This window comes from Marinobacter sp. V032 (genome assembly GCF_052645435.1).
The window spans coordinates 2,260,585-2,279,563 of sequence record NZ_JBQXYE010000001.1 but is presented as its reverse complement, the minus strand read 5'-3'; the positions used below and the strand labels follow the sequence as shown (position 1 = coordinate 2,279,563).

Here is an 18,979-nt window from a genome sequence, read left to right as displayed (position 1 = left end):
AATCAGATGATCCGGGAAAACGACGACGGGGAGCCGTGCAATCACACGCTCCCCTGTGCTGACTAACGCAGAATCAGCGCTTGTCGATCGGCAGCCATTCCTGATGCTCAGGCCCGGTGTAGTCGGCGCTCGGACGGATAATCCGGTTATTTTCGCGCTGTTCCTTCACGTGTGCTGTCCAGCCAGAAACCCGGGACATCACGAAGATCGGCGTAAACAGTTCCGTCGGAATGCCCATGAAGTGGTAGGCAGAGGCATGGAAGAAGTCGGCGTTGCAGAACAGCTTCTTCTCGCGCCACATCACCTCTTCACAGCGCACAGAAACGGGATAGAGCACGTCGTCACCCACTTCTTGTGCCAGCTTTTCGGACCACTTCTTGATAATTGCGTTACGCGGATCAGATTCGCGGTAGATCGCGTGGCCGAAGCCCATGATCTTTTCCTTACGCTTCAGCATGCCCATCAGGCCCTTCTCTGCTTCATCAGCAGACGAGAACTTCTGGATCAATGCCATGGCAGCTTCGTTCGCGCCGCCATGCAGGGGGCCTCGCAATGTGCCAATCGCGCCGGTCACACAGCTGTGGATATCGGACAGCGTGGACGCACAAACGCGCGCGGTGAAGGTTGAAGCGTTGAACTCATGCTCAGCGTAAAGAATCAGCGATACGTTCATCACACGCTCGTGCAGCTCGCTCGGCTTCTTGCCGTGCAACAGCTCGAGGAAGTGCCCGCCAATGGAGTCACTCTCACCAGCGGTGTCGATCCTCACGCCGTCATGGGCATAGCGATACCAATAGCAAATGATGCCCGGAAACGCTGCCAGCATGCGGTCGATCTTGTCATCCTGCTCGCTGAAGTCGTTTTCCGTTTCAAGGTTGCCCAGCATTGAACAGCCGGTACGCATTACATCCATCGGATGCGCATCTTTGGGGATCTGTTCCAGGACGGCCTTCAAGGCGTCGGGCAATACACGCAGACTCTGGAGCTTGTCGACATAGGCATCCAGTTCCTGCCGGTTTGGCAGCTTGCCACGCAATAACAGGTAGGCCACTTCCTCAAACTGGGCGTTCTCGGCAAGATCGGTAATCTCATAGCCGCGATAGGTCAAACCCGCGCCGGTTTTACCAACGGTACAAAGTGACGTCTGACCCGCGACCTGGCCACGCAGGCCGGCGCTGTTCTGTGGTTTCTCGCTCATCAGAAAATCTCCTGTTGGTTAGCCTTTTTGCTGGGCAAAAAGCGCGTCCAGTTTTTGTTCAAATTCGTGATAGTTCAGAAAATCGTAGAGTTCCATGCGGGTTTGCATGGTGTCGACCACATCTTTCTGGTCACCCTTGTCGAGGATGTTCTGGTAGACGTTCAGCGCCGCCTTGTTCATCGCCCGGAACGCGCTCAACGGATATAGCACCATTCCGGCACCTGCTTCCGCAAGTTCCTTGCAGTTATAAAGAGGTGTCGCACCAAATTCCGTAATATTTGCCAGAATCGGCACATCAAGCGCGTCTGCAAATGCGCGGTAATGCTCAAGCTCGGTTACGGCTTCGGCAAAAATGCCATCTGCACCCGCTTCAACGCAGGCTTTCGCTCGCTCGATTGCCGCCTCCAGACCTTCCTGCTGGAACGCGTCTGTGCGAGCCATGATGAAGAAATCATCGTCAGTGCGCGCATCGGCACAGGCCTTAATGCGATCGACCATTTCCTGCTGGGACACAATCGCTTTGTTGGGGCGATGACCACAACGCTTCTGCGCCACCTGATCTTCAATATGGACCGCCGCAGCACCGGCCCGTTCCATTTCTTTGATGGTACGGCCAATGTTGAATGCCCCACCCCAGCCGGTATCGATATCAACCAGCAAGGGTGTATCAGTGGCTGCGGTAATCCGGCGAACATCTTCAATGACATCGTTCAGCGTTGTCATGCCCAGGTCAGGCAGGCCATAAGAGGCGTTCGCAACGCCACCGCCTGACAGGTAGATGGCCTGGTGCCCAACACGTGATGCCATCATGGCGCAGTAGGCATTTACTGCCCCGACGATCTGTAGTGGTGCGTTTTCTTTGAGTGCCTTGCGGAAACGGCCTCCGGCGGTCAATGACTGGCTCATAGATCTTCCCCTGTGTTCAGAGAGTTAAACTGCCTGATTGAATTTTGTTTTCGATATTGAGGCGCGCAGCGTTGATATGGCGCTGCATCAGAAACCGGGCCAACTCACCATCTCGCTGGGAAATGGCGTCAGCAATACTGCGGTGTTCGCGGAGCGCTTTGTGGGGGCGACCGGCAGAGGTGCTTAAACGGTAGCGATACATGCGGACCATGTAATAGAGATCGCCCAGCAACATCTGGCTCAGCTTGCGATTACGACTGCCCATCGCGATGCGATAGTGAAAATCATAATCACCTTCATGCTGATAGTAGGCCTGGCCCTGAGCCTGATCCACCATTTCTTCATGACGGTCGAGCAGCGCCAACAAATCGGTAATTTCTTCGTCGGTCATCCGTTCCGCCGCCTGCTGTGCAGCAAGCCCTTCCATGGCTTCCCTTATCCGATAAAGCTCCACCAGTTCATCCCCGCTGATGGACACGACTTTGAACCCGGCATGAGGCCGGCGGATCAACAGGCCTCGGGACTCGAGACGCCCCAAGGCTTCACGCAGAGGACCGCGGGTAAGCGCGAAACGTTCGCAAAGATCAATCTCACCGACCTTCTCACCCGGGGCAAGATCACCTTTTACGATCGCAGTTTGTAGACAATCGAATGCATCGTCTGCTCGCGTGGCGGTCTGGGAACGATTTTCCAGGATAGTAACGGACATATTGTTGACAATATCGGCCTATGTGAGGGCCAAGCTACGCCGCAGACTTGTTTTTGTCAACAATCAAACGTGAGTCGAGCCATTTTCCGCTCGAAATAGGCGAGAAATCTGTAAGAAACGAACTTCGAACGGCGATCTTGTTAACAATCCAGTTAACCTGATCGCCGTTTTCTACAATCACACCAGCGGCGCTCCAGAGCTTAAAACAGCTTCCGCTTGTCAGTTGGAGGTGGGGTGTATTGGTACAACCAGGTTTCAGTGAGCGGCTGATCGCCCAGCTTGAGGTACACCCGCAGATCTATCGGTGTCTCGGTATCATCAGGCACCAGATCGAACATCGCGCGATAGCCATTGATTGAGGCCAACGGACGGGCCGAGGTAATTTCGACTTTCCCGCGACTGGCGACGATAACAGCTTCAATTTCGGCATCGTCTCCAAGCATGCCGAGTACACCGCCCGCAAAATCAATAGCAAAACGCCAGGAGAAATACTCGCGTTTCTGCCCCACGACGCCGCCCAGGCCAGTGCGGGTAGCCCGGGTTGTCGCCAGCTCACGGGGGCTATCCGGAGCGCGTTCCCCCCATGTCAGTTTGTAGGAGAACAAGTGCTCCTTGCCAACCGCGAGCGGCTTTTCCGGCTTCCAGAAAGCCACAATATTATCGAAGGTTTCATCCTCGGTCGGGATTTCGACCAGCATAACTGCGCCCTTGCCCCACTCTTCCGAGGGATTTACCCAGACACTGGGGCGCTTCTCGTAGAACACGCCATCATCCTGATAGTGATCAAAATCGCGATCGCGCTGCAGCAGCCCGAAGCCTTTGGGATTGTTATCACTGAAACTGTTTACCCGCACATAATGCGGATTGACCAACGGTCGCCATAGCCATTCGCCACCGCCGGTCCACATGGCCAACCCATCAGAATCGTGGATTTCCGGCCGCCAATCGTAGGATACGCGATTATGATTCTCGCCCACCTGATACATGCTGGTGAGAGGTGCGATACCGAGCCGTTCAATCTCTTTGCGAGGATATAGCGCAGCGCCGATATTCATCACCATATTGCGCCCCGGGTAGATATCGAACACATAAGCACCGGTGATACTGGGCGAATCGAGCAAGGCGTAGACGGTTAGTTTTCCGGAACCATCTGACGGCTTCTCCAGCCAGAAGGCGGTAAACGTCGGGAACTCCTCGTCATGATCTGTTGCCGTGTCGATCGCAAGCCCGCGGGCGGACATGCCGTATTGCATATCTTTGCCAACGGCGCGGAAGTAACTGGCCCCCAGAAAGGCAGCCAAATCGAGCTTGTAGTTGGTATGGAATTGAACGCGAAAACCCGCATAGCCCAGGTCGTCAGGAAGGTCGCCCAGCGGTTGCTTACCGTCATACTCGAAGTAATCCGGATCATAAGCTAACTCTCGCGCTTCTCCGTCAATTACCTCGAAGATATGCACCGGCGTCTGAAAATACAGGCCAAGATGGAACAACTGGGCACGAAATGCGCTGCCATCGTCCTGCCAGAGCGACTTCTCGGGCCGAAAGCGGATCGCCTGATAGTCATCCCATGACAGCTTCTGCAGCGATTTTGGCAGCTCGCCCTCGTGAGACTTGAATGGCTTTGAAGCCAGATCCCTTGCGTGGCCTTTGAGCCAGGCGTAATCAAAACGTTTTGACTCGCCAATCGGCTTACCCTGCGCCAGACGGCTTGTGAGCAATGCCGGAACCGGCAACCCGTAAGCCGCCAGCGCCGCTGCCGTTTTCAAAACTGATCGTCTGTCCATAGCGTGCTCTGCCTTTCACGTTGGAATTGAAAAGGTTTGACTCAGAAAACCACTGAACGCCCCAATCCGTCATTCAGAGGTTCAGTCAGGTTTGGTTGGACACAAGGGTCAACCGGCGCCCCCAGTAACTTTCAGGTTCTGCCCGCCAGACCGCCCGGTGAAGCCAGCTGAGCGCTTCCCGGTCGCGGCAGATGTGACTTAGCTCACTGCGGGTAAGCGCATCAGGCCCGTCTCTCAGGCATGTTTTACACAACCGCAGCAATATTTCCTGGCGCAAGGTCGCTCTGTGGGGTCGGGCAAAACTTTGATGCATTTTGTTCAAACCAGGCGAAATGATGGCCTCCTCGAAGCGGGTCAACCCCTTGAGGCGAGGCAGCAACTTCCGCTCATCCTCTGTGTCGTTTAGTAGCTTCGAAGGCGCTATCTCCTCCGGAATCAGCAACATACCGTGCCGACGTAGCGCCTGGCCGACACGAACGCGACTCAACAGCACCGACGTCGGCGCCGCCAGCACCAGCGGTATCGCAACCGGCAACGACCACAGGAAAAACATCATATCCAGCGACCAGGCGAAACCGGACCACGCCAGCCCGGCAATCATGCCTGGCAGCTGTGAAACAAAGGCGTCCTTCCAGGTTGTTTCCTCAGTGCGGTTTTGTCCGGCCCAGCTCAATGAGAAGTTCAATAACGCACCCAGAACATAACGGCTATGGGCCAGCATGCGGATGGGTGCCAGCAACATGGAAACGAGAATCTCAAGAAACACGCTGATCAGCATCTTGAAAAAACCGCCGAATTTCGCCGATGTCTTGTTCACCAGCACATCGAAAATCGCCATGAATTTGGGCAAGAAAAGTAACGCAAAAGTGCTCAGTGCCAGCCCAACAGCCCATAGCGGGCGCCACTCCGGCCAGCGCGGAAACAGTCCCTGATGACCTTCCGGAAAATAGTCTATCGGCGTTAACGCCATCTGCGCGGCCTCTACCGTTGTGAGTGCCAGAAACGCAAACCACAGCGGGGATGCCAGGTACGCCATAATGCCGTTGAGAAACGCCATTCGGTGAGCAAAGCGTATTTTTTTGCCAAACAGCATGATCCACAAGTGCTGCAAATTGCCCTTTGACCAGCGCTCGTCCCGCGTTAATTCGTCGGATATGGTAGGCGGCGACTCTTCGTAGCTTTCACCCAGACCGGGCTCAAGCCAGACTTCATAGCCTGCACGACCAATATAGGCAGCCTCTACAAAGTCGTGACTCATAATCGGACCTTTGAACAGACCAAAGCCCGGTAACTTGCGAAGACCACAGTGCGCCATAAAAGCATCGGTTCTGATGATCGCGTTGTGCCCCCAGAATGCGGCATCGCCCATCTGAACGGCCGCCAGCCCGGTTGAGAACAGCGGCGAATACACCCTGTTGGCAAACTGCTGAAGGCGGGCAAACATCGACTGGCCGTTGATGAGTGTGGGGTTGGTCTGAAGAATACCCGTGCGTGGTTCGCGCTCCATCAGTTGCACCATGCGAACCAGGGTATTGCCGCTCAGCAGGCTGTCGGCATCCAGCACAATCATGTACTTGGCGCGTCGCCCCCAGCGGCGAAGGAAATCAGCTACGTTGCCGCTCTTGTAATTCAGGTTCACCGTACGGCGACGATAAAACAGGCGCCCTTTTGCACCCAGCTCATCACACATCGCCTTCCAGGCCGCTTGCTCCTCCAGCCAGACATTGGGGTCGCGACTGTCCGACAGGATATAGAATTCGAAATGCTCGATATTGCCGGTGCGCTCAATGTCCCGATAAACCGCGCGTAGGCCTCTGAGTGTGCGCTGTACCGGCTCGTGATAGATCGGCATGACAACCGCTGTTCGGGCCAGTGGTGTTTGATCAAGCTGATCTGCGGAATGGCGGTTGAGAAGCGAATAACGATCGCCCCTTCCAAGACGAAGTACCAAGCCGAACACAGCCGTCCAGAAGCCGACAGCGATCCACGCATACAGCAATGCAAACAGGGCGATCAGCCCGATTTCCACCAGCGTTCCGCCGTGGTAGGGCAATATCCAAAGCAGGTAATAGCTGGCAACCGCAGTCTGCCCCAGTACAAAGGTAATCAGCAGCATGCGCCGAAAAAAAGCCACCCCCCGCCAACTCACGGTGCTTTCGGGAAGCTCTGGCGTTGGTGCTATATCGGGCACTGCATTCGGAACCGCTTCAGACATAAGGGCGGTATCCTATGCTGCCGCGTTTTAAGGGAGGCCGCTGCTCCGGGAGATCCGGCTCAGGGAGGTCGAAATAATCAGCTATACGGTCGACTGCACGCTCAATCACCTTTTCGTCACTTTCGGCGAACACCGAATCAACTAACTGCAATGCACGCCGGCTGACATCCTGGGTGGGCTCGATATCGTAACCCTGTAGGTAAATCATGACGCGATCGAGCGCCTGCTGACATCGTGTTCTGGCCATAACATTCTCCCTGTTGCCGCAAAGTGCAGCCCGATCGACTTAGCCTTCGCTAACGAGGCGGTTCACTCGGAATCGGCTCGAATATCCGAACCGGGTGGCAATTCATAACTCCAGGTTTCGGTCAGCGGTTTGTTGTCCAGGCTAAGGAAAGCGCGAAGCGACATCACCTGATTCGATGCCGGCTTGACGAGCATCGACAAACGCCAGGTATTCTCCTCCGGATTGCGGACGACAAAGTGCTCCAATACTTCGACACCTTTGCCCCCGGTCACTTTACTCACGACTGCGTTTTTCTCGGTAAGGTCATCCAGTTCGCCGCCAGTAAAGTCGACAATAAGCCGATAGGCGCCGTCTACATCACCACCCCCAACACGGTCACCGTCACCTACAAACGTTCGCACCGCGTGAGCAGTTTCCTGACCCGCCACCGTTTCATCGCCAAAGGTAAGCGAATAATCGAGCCCCATTTGCGCGCCCGCCTTGATCGGCCCTTCCGGTCGCCAGAATGCCACGATATTGTCGTTCACCTCCGAGCGGGTCGGAATTTCAACCAGCACGACCTGCCCTTTGCCCCAGTCACCCTTGGCTTCGACCCAGGCGCTTGGCCTTTTATCGTAACGGGCTTCCAGATCTTCGAACTTGCCGAAATCCGTGTCGCGCTGCATGAAACCAAAGCCGCGCACATCTTCAGTCTGGAGATAACTCATGCGCAGATCGCGTGGGTTAATCAGCGGTCGCCACAGCCATTCTCCCGATTTGCCGTCATGCACAAGCAGGCCATCCGAATCATGAACCTGAGGGCGCCATTCGCCTTTCGGCTTAACGGTGTTTTCGCCGTAGTAGAACATGCTGGTGAGCGGTGCCATGCCCAACAAATCGATATCAGAGCGGAAGAAAAGTTTGGCCGTGACATCAATACGCGTGCTGTCCCCAGGGTGAATCTGGAACTGATAGGCGCCGGTCACACTAGGCCCATCCAACAAGCCGTATACGGTCATTGATTTGGAGTCGCCCGCCGGGTGCTCAAGCCAGAACTCGGTAAACGCAGGTACTTCTTCACCTGAAGGCAGACCGGTATTCAGTGCGATACCACGTGCCGATACTCCAAACTCGTTGTCACGCCCGATACCCTGGAAATAACTGGCCCCGGCAAACATGAGGAATTCATCCCGACTCTTGCCGCTTTTCATCGGAAACGTCAGCTTGAAGCCGGCATAGCCAAGATCAGCAGGAATACGCTTTTCAAATGCCGGGCTGGGATAGTTGAACACCGATTTGTCAAAAACAACGGGCCTCACACCTTCGCTATCAACCTCGTTTATGGTGACAGCGTGGGAGTAGTACATGCCGGGCGGCATCATCTTGACCTGGAAACTGGATTTACTCCCGCGCCAGAGACTCCTCTCAGGTTTGAAGCGTACATCGTGGTATTGGCTATAACTCAGGTCACGCAAGAACTGCGGGGCCTGTTCGGGCGCTTCGTAGGCTTTTTTGGAGAGCGACTGTGCCTTGTCTATCACTGTGTTGAAATCGAATGCGGCAACACCGGATGAGCACACCATCAGGCCCGCGCAGATTACCGGTGTAAAAGCAGAACTCCAGAGGGAGCGAACTGAAAGCATGGACTATCCTTCTCCGACGTTTCAGGATCTACACAGCGATAAATCAAACGCTATGAATGCTTCAGACGACGCCTCTGCACCTCGGTACGCTTAAAAAGAAGGACAGCGGCATTGCCTCGACAGGGTACGCGCACCAAACCGAATCAAGAGATTTGAATGACACATTTCCTTTGCTTGAAGATCCTATGTGAAACAACAATTTAACACCCGGGACGAGCATTGCATCAAGTGAAAACTGTGTAAGGCGAGTAATTCAGGTGATCCGACAACTACCTGCCTCAAGTTACGATAGGCAAAGTCGGCACAAAAAAACAGAGGGGAAGACCTGTCTTCGCAGGCGATGGAAAACGGCCGGATATGGATCCGGCACAGGCGTTGTTTCAGATACCGAGAGAGAAAGACAACTTGACGTCGGGCAACTCAGGGGGTGAGGCCGCATCGCTGGAAGCGCCCAGCATTTTACCCACACTCAGGCCTGCACTCATGCGCTGCCCCGTCAATCTGAGAGAGACTTCGGCCGCACTCGCGCTGCCATAGTTATCGCTTTGGCCCTCGGTATTGGGTGCCCAACCTTTGAGGAGTGAGAGCCGCACATCCGACGTGAGCGTCGAGGTCAACGGGAAAGGCACTGCCGGACTACTGGCATCGAATCGCAGCCATCCACCCTGCCCGGCAACGAGACTCTGGCCGCCAAATCCGCTTACGAGAGATGATCCGGCGATCAACATTTTCTCACTTCCCGGAAGAATGTCCGGCGTGTACTGATAACGTCCACTCAAGCCCCAGGTCCACAACCAGACGGGTTTACTCAGCGAACCATAGAAGGTGTATTTGCTGAACTGAGAGGTGCCATCCGACTCGGGGATATCGTTGTCTCCGGCACCAAATGCATCCAGTCCCTGCTCTGCCGAAAGACTGGTGACCGCCGTCGTATCCAGCCATAGATCCTGACTCAGGCGTCCTTCAAAGCGCATGATCGTGTACTGCCTGCTGGAATTGTCCAGCCGGTAACCGTCCTCAAAGGAATTATTTTCCTTGGTGGACAGCCCCATGAGACTCTCAAGACGCGTGCCGTTGAAATCGAGCAAGGTACGGCGGCCGGAAAAATCGATTACCCGGGTATCACCGCTCACTTCGTAGATGCGATCGCTACCCACGACCGTGTCTTCGTAGTCATAACGCTCGAAGTTGATCGCGAAATCATTGTTCCGCCAGGGAAAGGAGTAATCGAACCCGAACCCTTGGGAACGCGCCTCCAGCCGGTTTGCCGACGCGCGCCGGTATTGGAACTGGAGCGCATCATTGGCACTCGCCAGATCATCGGCGATGACATCAATATGACCGCGGCGCTCGTCCGACATATTCTGACTTTCACCCGCCAGCGAAAACCGTGACCCCAGCCAATGGCGGCGAACCGTATGGATACGGGCACTGGATTGGGGTGCAGCGTCGACAGGGGCGCTGATCGCGCTATCGTTGATGACGATGTCGTGACTATCGTAGTCCGGTGCGTAATCCAGCAGACTCAAACGCTGACCACTGGTTTTGATCTCCGCGTTGCTAATAGCCTCATCCGCGGGGCTTTTCGACGCGCCAAGCTCAACCCGCATGGTGAGCGTGCCATTTCGAAGGGCGTTGTCCGGCACGTAGGCACGGGTTGTTCCCCACCCTTGACTGGCAAAAAGCGAGTTGATTGTTTGCGTGATACCACTTACCCGCTCAGGGTCCACACATTGCCCCGAGTTTGGCTGCACCAGTGACTGCACCTGGGTAACCATCGACGTTGGCAGCAACAGCAGGCCCGGCAGGTTAAAGGATTTGATCGTGACACAGCGCCCCTTGGGCCATTGATCTACCCAGTCGGCGGGCCTGGAATCCGGTTTTGTGGTAGCTGCGAGTGACGCTTCCGTCTCATCGATAGCCGGGAGCACATCGCGGTTATACAACTGCCTGGAGATATCAGTCTGGCGCTGCCACTCAATAGTCTCAGGCGACTGGGCAACCGCGTACAGGTTTGCGCTCAGCAGACTGCCAAGTAGCGTAAACCCGATGCTCACCCACTCCTTGCGGAGGCCTGACTTCAACAACATTAACGGGAACCTGCTAACCGGAAAATGGCGGCATTGATAGCCGTTGGAACCTGGACTTCTCCTGCGAACCCTTGAACCACGAGCACGATGAGCGCGAATCAACACGCCGCTTATCGCGACACAGATCACCCAATCTCTTCAAGGCATCAGCGGAAATCTTTCGTGGTGTGCAATATAGTGGACAAGGAATAGGCAATCCATAGGTAGTTTTCATTTTTTAACAGATTTAATCTTTCATAAAAACAGAAACTTCCGTATAGAACCAAAAGCAAATTCTTGATCCGGGAGAAACTGGTGACGCGGCAATGGCTTAACCCGATCTCCTTAGACCACGCCTGTCAGAACCGCAGCAAAAGCCGCTGCCCGATGCTGTGCACCGTAATGGCACACGGGTAACGCGATGTATCCGGCAACGTACGAACCGATTACACAAACGCATAACTGAAGTCCGCGTTTAAGCAGCCCGCGACGCCACATCAAAATGCTCACAAAAAGGGCAAACGTCAGCAGTCCCCGCTCGCCTGTTCCGCCATTAAAGTAGCCGGTGAAAGAATGGAATCGGCGGCCCACCGGTTACAGTTCTGTCAATTTCCGCCTTCGATCCACATGAGCCGGCGCCGTTTTTCAAAGCTCAGGCTATAATCCCCCACTACTCTGAAAGCACTGCCGTTACTGCATTCAGGCATAAAGGGATGCAGGCTGCGTCAGCGGATTTAACGATTCGACATATTTTTTTGGGCACCGTGACAAAACGATCATGTTGGCCCTGTACGCTCCCTTTGTTCTGCGAGGTTAGATACACTTGGCAGACTTTGTGCAGCGATGACATTGACTGTTCGAAACAGCAGCCGATATTCGCTTTATCCGCTGGAATTGAGATTTTTCAGAAAAAGGACGATACACATGATCAGGAAGTGCTTATTTCCCGTTGCTGGTTACGGTACACGGTTTCTACCGGCGACCAAGGCGATGCCGAAGGAAATTCTGCCCATCGTTAACAAACCTCTGGTTCAGTATGGCGTAGAAGAAGCGGCGGAGGCAGGCATTCACGAATTCGGCTTTGTGACCGGCCGTGGTAAACGCGCCATCGAAGATCACTTCGATATCAGCTATGAGCTGGAAACACAGATTGCCGGATCCGGTAAAGAAGAGCTGCTCGTATCGATCCGCGATTTGATTGACAACAACACCTTTGCCTTTACCCGTCAAAATGAAATGAAAGGCCTGGGTCATGCCATTCTTACCGGCCGCAATCTGGTCGGCGATAATCCGTTTGCGGTTGTATTGGCGGATGACTTCTGTGTTGCGGATACCGATGGCGAAGGCGTACTCGCCCAAATGACGGCACTGTACAATCAGTTCCGCTGCTCTATCGTCGCCATTGAAGAAGTTCCTGCGAATGAAACACACAAATACGGCGTGATCGCCGGCGAAACAATGAAAGACGGCCTCTACCGTATCACTGACATGGTTGAGAAGCCGGCTCCGGAGGATGCGCCGTCGAATCTTGCCATCATCGGTCGCTACATCCTGACGCCGGATATTTTCGATATTCTTGAAAATACCAAGCCTGGCAAAAATGGTGAAGTTCAGATCACCGATGCTCTGCTGGAGCAGGCACGCAAAGGCTGCGTCATTGCGTATCAGTTCAAGGGTAAGCGGTTTGATTGCGGTAGCATTGATGGCTTCGTAGACGCGACCAATTACGTCTACGAGCACATTTACAAAGCAGGCAAAGACAAAGCGCCGAAGGCTGCCAAACCTGCTGCAAAGCTTAAGTCAGCCAAGTAATTGTACGATCATGCGCCGGTTCTCGGCGGTTGCCTTGCGGAACCGGCGCAGCATTTCGACCTCTTCTTCATTTAGCTTCAGGCGGTCCATTTCCCGCTCAAGCGTTTCCAGTGCCTTTGTCAGATCAGTGTCCGTGGTGAACGTGAGCCCCGGCAACTCCATCTGACCAGCATCAGGCGCATCTTCAAAATCCAGCAATGCATCCAGCGGCGTTTCCGTCTTCAGACACAAATCCATCAATTCATCAATATCCGGGTAGCTGCGGTTCTTTGGGGTATCACTTTCCCAACTGGCAACCCGCCGCTCATCAACCTCACATAACTGCGCAACATCAGACACAGACATCTGCCGGGTGTCACGCAAGTGCTTCAATCGTCGATGAAAGGACTTCATATACCGCATCACCGATCACTCCCTGTCTGATTCTTCAAGATTTGTCGCTCTGCCATCGGGCATCACGTTTTTCCAGCACCGCGGCAACACCTTCCAACTGATCCGGCGTGCCCAGAACAGCGCTCAACCAATCCCGCTCTGCCGCAAAACCGGTTTCCAGCGGCCTCATACGCGCATGCTCAATCAATTGCTTGGTCGCATGGGTCGCATCAGGACTGTGGGCAAATGTTCGTTTGGCCCATTCAATCGCTAGTGGGTAAACCGATTCCTGATCAGCTACCTCGTCAACCAGGCCAACGTGCTGGGCCCGCTTTGCATCAATCCGTTCTCCGCACAGCATTAACCGCTTCGCCCAGACTTCCCCGATGAGTCTGGGCAGCAGTTGAGTGGCGCCAGCCAGCGGAGTCAAACCGTAACGGCCTGGTGAAATCGATAATATCGCGTCATGAGCGGCGATCCGGAAATCGCAGCATACGGCACACTCCAGCGCCAAGTCCGACACGTCGCCATTAATAGCGGCAATGCTAACCCCTTTGAACTGACGTAACAGCGAAAAAGTCTTGGCACACTGCCTGGCCAGAACGGCCGCCTCTACCTTGCTGCCAACCGCAAACACGTCAGGCGCAAGCCCATGTGAAAACACACTATCAGCCTCGCCAGTCAGGATTAGTGCCCTAACACCCGAAGCCTTCATTGCTGTGCGTAACGCCACTTCCAGCGTTTCGGTAAAATCCGGTGACCAATGACCGTACTGACCATTGTCCAGGCTGATTGTGGCAATTCGCCCGTCCTCACTGAAGGCGATCATGTCGGGATCTGGCAATGGATACTCCTGCTGATGGTTCTCGATCATTACACCTGATTGTAAATCGCTTTGGCAATGCCAGGATACTGGCAAGCGTCCCCCGCTTCTCTGCGGCAGCTCACGTCGGTTAATCCATCAAACGCTATACCCTAAAGGACTAGTTCGTCACCTAACCATCTCATGCTAGACTTTGCAGCCCTCCGCTTTAAACCCAGGAATACCGCTCCGTATGTCGAGTAGTCAAGCGCGCAAGGCCGATGGCCTTTTGGTCATTGTTACACTTCTGGCAGCCATCAGCTGGATCTTTTCAAAAGAAGCCGTGCTGCTGATGCCGCCGCTGCTCTTCATGGCCGTTCGATTCTTGCTGGCTGGCAGCCTGCTTGCTCTCGCGGGACGCAAGCAATTAATGCGACTCACACCGGAACAGCTCTTTCGGGGCATTCGCGTTGGTCTGGTGTTTGGCGTTGCCATGAGCTGCTGGATAACCGGACTGTTCCTGACCGACAATGTCGGCGAAGGCGCGTTCCTGACGAGTTTAGGCGTGGTCTTCGTGCCGGTAATTGCTCGCATTGTCTTCAAGGAGGCCCAGCCATTGTCCACATGGCTTGCGCTGCCAGTTGCTATCGCCGGGCTGGCATTGCTCTCGCTTAAAAACGGATTTCGCCCGGAGCCAGGTCAGCTGTTCTTCGTCATTGCAGCCGCTATCTTCGCGCTGTACTTCACGCTCAACACCCATGCAGCCAACAGCCGCACCTATGTGCTGTCTGACGGAACCGAGCGTCACCGAGAGAGGCTCCCGGCACTGGCGCTCACTGCGATAGCCCTGTTAACGGTCGGCGGTGTAACGCTACTGGCGTCATCCTTCAGGGAGCCATGGCACCCGACCCTGAGCGGTTTTTCGGCGGTGCTCGCGGGCTGGGTCATTGCCAGCGCCGTTGTCGGCACCGCCGGGCGCTTTCTGCTTCAGACCTACGCTCAGAGCCTCTCAACCAACAGCCACGGGGTGGTAATTCTCGTACTGGAGCCGGTGTGGGTCGCATTGTTTGCGGCCGGCTGGTTCGGTGAGTCCATGTCAGCAACACAGCTGGGAGGCTGCTCACTTATTTTCGGCTCATTGCTGATCAATCGGTGGAGCTCTGTCCGGAAACTGCTCAGAGGGCGCTAGAGGACTTTCTTGAGGGCACAAAAAAAGCCACTCGGCTTACGCTCTAAGTGACTCTTTTAGTTGACGTTAGATTGGTAGGACCAGGCAGATTCGAACTGCCGACCTCTACCATGTCAAGGTAGCGCTCTAACCAACTGAGCTATGGTCCTCCGTCAACGGGGACGAAATATACTGATCCCCGAGGGAGCGGTCAACCAGTTTTTTCCCGAAGATTCAGTTTTCCGGCCCCTGGCCCTTTATACCTCGTAAAACTCGCGATACCAGTCTACAAAACGCGCAATCCCGTCTTCGACCGAAGTGGCGGGTTTATACCCGACATCATCGATCAGCGCATCGACATCGGCGTAGGTTGCGGGCACATCCCCTGCCTGCAGTGGCAGCATGTTCTTTACCGCCTTTTTACCAACACGCTCTTCGATGATCTCGATAAACCGGGACAGTTCCACCGGATTATTGCTGCCGATGTTGTAGATCCGGTAAGGCGCCTTGCTCGTGCCCGGATCCGGACGTTCGCCGGTCCACTCTGTATTCGGTGAGGCGACCTTGTCGAGCGTGCGGATAACCCCCTCAACGATATCATCAATATAGGTGAAGTCGCGTCTGTGCTGGCCGTGGTTGAAAACATCGATCGGTTCGCCCGCCAGGATCTTGCGGGTAAAGATAAACAACGCCATGTCAGGACGGCCCCAAGGGCCGTAAACAGTAAAGAACCGCAAACCGGTTGTCGGTAAATCGTAGAGATGACTGTATGTGTGCGCCATCAGCTCGTTAGCCTTTTTCGAAGCTGCATAAAGGCTCAGCGGATGGTCGACATTGTCGTGGACCGAAAATGGCATGGCTTCATTGGCACCGTAAACCGAACTGCTGGAAGCATAGACCAGGTGCTTCACTTTGTTATGGCGGCAGCCTTCCAGAATATTCATGAAGCCGACCAGGTTGGCATCAACATAGGCGTTCGGGTTTTCAATTGAGTACCGGACACCGGCCTGCGCCGCAAGATGCACGACACGCTCGGGCTTATGCACGCGGAAAACCTCCGCCATGGCCTCTCGGTCAGCCACGTCCTGACGCACTTCTGTGAACCCGGCCTGACAGGTCAAACGCGCCAGACGCGCTTCTTTCAGGTTAACGTCGTAATAGTCGTTGACGTCATCGACACCAATGACTTCGTCGCCGCGGGCCAGCAGGCGCAAAGCAAGTGTAGAACCAATAAAGCCGGCAGTTCCGGTGACCAGAATCTTCAAGTTAAATCTCCCTGTGTCGTGTCAGCGCAACGGTTGTCATCAAACGCTGGGCAACCAGATCCGGTTGCAGATAAAGTCATTTTACAGAAAACATAAAAAAAAGAGCGCACAAAGGCGCTCTTTTATTGATACCGAAACAACCGAATGTCCGGAATTTCCTGTTATCTGCCTCAGAAATCCAGACCGACACTGGCGTAGGGGCCGGCGATATCAACATCCAATGCGTCATCGCCGTCTTCGTAATCAACTGTCATCTGGCGGTAACCTGCCTGAAGGCGCACGATAGAAATATCGAACTGAGCGTACGCTGATACATCAAACAGGGTGTCGTCTGAATAGGTTATACCACTGCCTTCAGCGCCGACCGAAAGTCCTGTCAGCGGAAGATCAAAGCGTGCAGCTGCGTAGAGCAGCGGAAGAATGGCATCCACTTCCGTTTTGCTGGCCGTGAGAGTTCCAGTCCTCTCCTTCACGGTTAGCTTTCCATCAAGACTGCGCACAGTCAGGCCCGCATCCAGGTTGACCCAGTTGTCCAACAACTCGTAATACATTGTCAGGTCGATCTGATCGAGATCCAGTTCCGAACGGACAGGAGCACCGGCGGGCAGGTTGTCATAGCCGGTTGTCAGTTGACCGTTACCACTCTGGGAGATCGACGTGTAATTCAGACGAAAATTTGGAATGATCGGGATTGGATGTTCGAAAATAGCGGTGAGGTTCACATTGCTGTCGCCGCTCAGATCAAGATCATCATCAACATCGACAACCGAATCATTATTGCTTGCTGTACCGGAACTATTAACATCCCAGTAACCGATGTTGGCCCCAAGACCCAGAACATCCGCTGCTGCATAAGGGCTCAGGCAGGTCAGACCACCGAGCATAACAATTGCAATTTTGCGCATGGCTTTCACCTGTTGTTGGCGGGCCAGCCATCACTGACCCTCTCTTTCTTGTGGTGACAGTCTAGTCGAACTTGATACCAAGGCGACTGCCGACTTCCTCATAGGTTTCGATAACGGAACCGAGCCCCTGGCGGAACCGGTCTTTGTCCATCTTCTTGCGCGTTTCCTTGTCCCAGATACGGCAACCATCAGGACTGAACTCATCGCCCAGCACAATCTGACCGTCGGAGAGCCCGAACTCAAGCTTGTAATCCACGAGCAACATTCCCGCATCATCAAACAAGGTTTTAAGTACCTCGTTTACTCTATAGGTGAGGGACTTCATGGTTGCAAGGTCATCTGCGCTGGCCCAGCCAAATGTGACGGCAAGTGATTCGTTGATCATCGGGTCATGCAGTGCATCATCCTTGAGGAACAGTTCGAAGGTTGGCGGGTTGAGAGCTTGGCCCTCTTCAACACCAAGGCGGCGGCACAAACTGCCCGCAGCATAATTCCGGATGACACATTCCACCGGCTTCATATCGAGCTTTTTGACGAGGGATTCAGTCGGCGAGAGCTTCTCAACAAAATGCGTCGGGATTCCGGCCTCTTCCAGCTTGCCCATGATGAATGCGTTAAAGCAGTTATTCACCATGCCCTTGCGAGCCAGCTGCTCCATTTTTTCGCCGTCAAACGCCGATGTATCGTCACGAAAAACCAGCACAAAGCGGTTTGGATCATCGGTACGGTATACGGACTTCGCCTTACCCGCGTAGAGCGCTTCGCGCTTTTCCATTGTTCGTCTCCGGTGGGCAAGTGGCACGCTCAAAGCGCCACCCGCGCTTTGTCAATTAATACAGGTGCTCGAATAGTCGTGCCAGCAAACGGGCCGACCGGTCATCGCCATCATAATCCGGTGAGGTTTGCGTGGTCAGCCAAACGCTGTTGCCCTGCTGGCGAATCGTCACCAGGTAGGTGTATTCAGGCTTTGGCGGATCAGCGAACCAGCTGAACCAACCTGGTTCAAGCTCTTCCTCGGTTCGGAAATCGACGTAGAACTGCCCTGCGCTGCGATCAATATCCACTACTGGAACATCGGCATCTGACAGCGCACGATTCACTTCGGACCACGAACGGTCGAGCGACAGATCCATCTCGATGTGAGGCTCAGCGCTTTGACCCGAAATCAGCTTCACCTTGGGCGCACTGGGGATGCTAAGAGCCGCACGCGAGTATGACTTGGTGTTCTCGCGTTCCTTCAAATACTCTGCGAGATCTCCCAACAGGGCCTTTTCCCGATCGATAACCGAAGTCTGTGACGGCCACTGCAGCATCGCGTCCGGTGTCGAGTCCACCTTACGAAGCCGGAACTGAATCTCGGTTGTTTTGCGACGGACACCAGGCGATACCCTCGCCTGGACAATGGTCTTGCCAACAGTTGGGTCTTCAATCGTGAGATCAAGCAACGTGCGCGCACGCTGGCTGTAGTCTGCAATTTCCGATTGCATCAGGCCAATCTGAGGATTGTCACGCGCGACGCCGAGACCACGGTCTGTCAGATAAGACGATACAACAGGCCAAACGCGACCCGGAACCTCGTTGACCAAGAGCCAGGCCTGCCCGCCCAATTCTTCAATAACATAGTTCTGATCGAGGATTTCGGAGGTCATATCCGGCGGTCTGGGAATTTCGAATTCCCCTGTCGAGACCGCATCACCAGCCTTTGCTTCAGGCACACTGTAGGTGGGCTGAATACGGCTGCTATCCTGAAAGTCCGGCACCTTTACCGTCGTGCCCGTGGGTGCCTTGCGATATTCTTCAGACCGATCATGGACCAGACTACAGCCCGCAAGGACGCCAAGAATCAGCACGCCTGAGACCGAACGCACCCGGTGTTTATTTACTGCCATCAAACGTCTCCGGGGC

General features: G+C 54.5%; 16 protein-coding genes and 1 tRNA gene. 2 read left to right on the top strand and 15 right to left on the bottom strand.

Annotation, left to right across the window (positions count from 1 at the left end):
* Positions 1–73 precede the first annotated feature (73 nt).
* From prpC to ACUN9X_RS10385, 8 genes are all read right to left on the bottom strand, one after another.
* Complete coding sequence (gene prpC, locus ACUN9X_RS10420) at positions 74–1,201, bottom strand: bifunctional 2-methylcitrate synthase/citrate synthase (protein WP_445473208.1); 1,128 nt, start codon at positions 1,199–1,201, stop codon at positions 74–76.
* Between the two features lie 15 nt (positions 1,202–1,216).
* Positions 1,217–2,104, bottom strand: coding sequence for a methylisocitrate lyase (gene prpB, locus ACUN9X_RS10415; RefSeq protein ID WP_445472996.1), 888 nt, complete (start codon positions 2,102–2,104; stop codon positions 1,217–1,219).
* Between the two features lie 16 nt (positions 2,105–2,120).
* Positions 2,121–2,813: a GntR family transcriptional regulator gene (locus ACUN9X_RS10410; RefSeq protein ID WP_445472995.1), complete on the bottom strand. Its 693-nt coding sequence runs from the start codon at positions 2,811–2,813 to the stop codon at positions 2,121–2,123.
* 200 nt (positions 2,814–3,013) lie between these two features.
* Entirely contained in the window at positions 3,014–4,597 is a 1,584-nt protein-coding gene (locus tag ACUN9X_RS10405) for a glucan biosynthesis protein (RefSeq protein ID WP_260035431.1), read from the bottom strand.
* Positions 4,598–4,682: 85 nt separating this feature from the next.
* Positions 4,683–6,812 carry a glucans biosynthesis glucosyltransferase MdoH gene (gene mdoH / locus ACUN9X_RS10400; RefSeq protein ID WP_445472994.1) on the bottom strand — a complete coding sequence of 710 codons (2,130 nt, stop codon included), beginning with the start codon at positions 6,810–6,812 and terminating at the stop codon, positions 4,683–4,685.
* The gene (locus ACUN9X_RS10395; protein ID WP_260035428.1) at positions 6,805–7,059 is read right to left on the bottom strand and encodes a hypothetical protein; all 255 of its coding nucleotides are present in this window, start codon (positions 7,057–7,059) and stop codon (positions 6,805–6,807) included. The genes mdoH and ACUN9X_RS10395 overlap by 8 nt, the downstream gene beginning before the upstream one ends.
* 62 nt (positions 7,060–7,121) lie before the next feature.
* Positions 7,122–8,681 carry a glucan biosynthesis protein G gene (locus ACUN9X_RS10390; RefSeq protein WP_445472993.1) on the bottom strand — a complete coding sequence of 520 codons (1,560 nt, stop codon included), beginning with the start codon at positions 8,679–8,681 and terminating at the stop codon, positions 7,122–7,124.
* 380 nt (positions 8,682–9,061) lie between these two features.
* Entirely contained in the window at positions 9,062–10,771 is a 1,710-nt protein-coding gene (locus tag ACUN9X_RS10385) for a ShlB/FhaC/HecB family hemolysin secretion/activation protein (protein ID WP_445472992.1), read from the bottom strand.
* A 903-nt stretch (positions 10,772–11,674) separates the two neighbouring features.
* Between ACUN9X_RS10385 and galU the strand changes: the two genes are divergently transcribed.
* Positions 11,675–12,562 (top strand): UTP--glucose-1-phosphate uridylyltransferase GalU, encoded by an 888-nt coding sequence (gene galU / locus ACUN9X_RS10380; RefSeq protein WP_260035425.1) that lies wholly within the window; start codon positions 11,675–11,677, stop codon positions 12,560–12,562.
* Here the strand turns inward: galU and ACUN9X_RS10375 are convergent.
* Both ACUN9X_RS10375 and ACUN9X_RS10370 read right to left on the bottom strand, forming a co-directional pair.
* Positions 12,551–12,964 carry a helix-turn-helix domain-containing protein gene (locus ACUN9X_RS10375; RefSeq protein ID WP_260035424.1) on the bottom strand — a complete coding sequence of 138 codons (414 nt, stop codon included), beginning with the start codon at positions 12,962–12,964 and terminating at the stop codon, positions 12,551–12,553. The two genes, galU and ACUN9X_RS10375, sit on opposite strands and share 12 nt — an antisense overlap.
* 25 nt (positions 12,965–12,989) lie before the next feature.
* Positions 12,990–13,778, bottom strand: coding sequence for an enoyl-CoA hydratase-related protein (locus ACUN9X_RS10370; RefSeq protein WP_445472991.1), 789 nt, complete (start codon positions 13,776–13,778; stop codon positions 12,990–12,992).
* A 211-nt stretch (positions 13,779–13,989) separates the two neighbouring features.
* Here ACUN9X_RS10370 and ACUN9X_RS10365 point away from each other — a divergent pair, with 211 nt between their 5' ends.
* The gene (locus ACUN9X_RS10365; protein WP_445472990.1) at positions 13,990–14,925 is read left to right on the top strand and encodes a DMT family transporter; all 936 of its coding nucleotides are present in this window, start codon (positions 13,990–13,992) and stop codon (positions 14,923–14,925) included.
* Positions 14,926–14,997: 72 nt separating this feature from the next.
* On the opposite strand, the gene ACUN9X_RS10360 is transcribed toward ACUN9X_RS10365, so the two are convergent.
* The 5 genes from ACUN9X_RS10360 to bamC all read right to left on the bottom strand — a co-directional run bounded on the left by ACUN9X_RS10360 (position 14,998) and on the right by bamC (position 18,963).
* Positions 14,998–15,074, bottom strand: a tRNA-Val gene (locus tag ACUN9X_RS10360).
* Positions 15,075–15,161: 87 nt separating this feature from the next.
* The gene (locus ACUN9X_RS10355; protein ID WP_260035321.1) at positions 15,162–16,169 is read right to left on the bottom strand and encodes an NAD-dependent epimerase; all 1,008 of its coding nucleotides are present in this window, start codon (positions 16,167–16,169) and stop codon (positions 15,162–15,164) included.
* Between the two features lie 170 nt (positions 16,170–16,339).
* On the bottom strand, positions 16,340–17,074 hold the full coding sequence (locus ACUN9X_RS10350; protein ID WP_260035320.1) for a TIGR04219 family outer membrane beta-barrel protein: 735 nt from the start codon (positions 17,072–17,074) through the stop codon (positions 16,340–16,342).
* 61 nt (positions 17,075–17,135) lie between these two features.
* Positions 17,136–17,849 carry a phosphoribosylaminoimidazolesuccinocarboxamide synthase gene (gene purC, locus ACUN9X_RS10345; protein ID WP_445472989.1) on the bottom strand — a complete coding sequence of 238 codons (714 nt, stop codon included), beginning with the start codon at positions 17,847–17,849 and terminating at the stop codon, positions 17,136–17,138.
* 55 nt (positions 17,850–17,904) lie between these two features.
* Complete coding sequence (bamC, locus tag ACUN9X_RS10340; protein ID WP_260035316.1) at positions 17,905–18,963, bottom strand: outer membrane protein assembly factor BamC; 1,059 nt, start codon at positions 18,961–18,963, stop codon at positions 17,905–17,907.
* Positions 18,964–18,979 lie beyond the last annotated feature (16 nt).

Coding starts and splice junctions, on each gene's coding strand:
- purC (WP_445472989.1), bottom strand. CDS start 17,849: ATGGAAAAGCGCGAAGCGCTCTACGCGGGTAAGGCGAAGTCCGTATAC.
- ACUN9X_RS10390 (WP_445472993.1), bottom strand. CDS start 8,681: ATGCTTTCAGTTCGCTCCCTCTGGAGTTCTGCTTTTACACCGGTAATC.
- ACUN9X_RS10350 (WP_260035320.1), bottom strand. CDS start 17,074: ATGCGCAAAATTGCAATTGTTATGCTCGGTGGTCTGACCTGCCTGAGC.
- ACUN9X_RS10410 (WP_445472995.1), bottom strand. CDS start 2,813: ATGTCCGTTACTATCCTGGAAAATCGTTCCCAGACCGCCACGCGAGCA.
- ACUN9X_RS10385 (WP_445472992.1), bottom strand. CDS start 10,771: ATGTTGTTGAAGTCAGGCCTCCGCAAGGAGTGGGTGAGCATCGGGTTT.
- galU (WP_260035425.1), top strand. CDS start 11,675: ATGATCAGGAAGTGCTTATTTCCCGTTGCTGGTTACGGTACACGGTTT.
- bamC (WP_260035316.1), bottom strand. CDS start 18,963: ATGGCAGTAAATAAACACCGGGTGCGTTCGGTCTCAGGCGTGCTGATT.
- prpB (WP_445472996.1), bottom strand. CDS start 2,104: ATGAGCCAGTCATTGACCGCCGGAGGCCGTTTCCGCAAGGCACTCAAA.
- ACUN9X_RS10405 (WP_260035431.1), bottom strand. CDS start 4,597: ATGGACAGACGATCAGTTTTGAAAACGGCAGCGGCGCTGGCGGCTTAC.
- ACUN9X_RS10375 (WP_260035424.1), bottom strand. CDS start 12,964: ATGCGGTATATGAAGTCCTTTCATCGACGATTGAAGCACTTGCGTGAC.
- mdoH (WP_445472994.1), bottom strand. CDS start 6,812: ATGTCTGAAGCGGTTCCGAATGCAGTGCCCGATATAGCACCAACGCCA.
- ACUN9X_RS10395 (WP_260035428.1), bottom strand. CDS start 7,059: ATGGCCAGAACACGATGTCAGCAGGCGCTCGATCGCGTCATGATTTAC.
- ACUN9X_RS10365 (WP_445472990.1), top strand. CDS start 13,990: ATGTCGAGTAGTCAAGCGCGCAAGGCCGATGGCCTTTTGGTCATTGTT.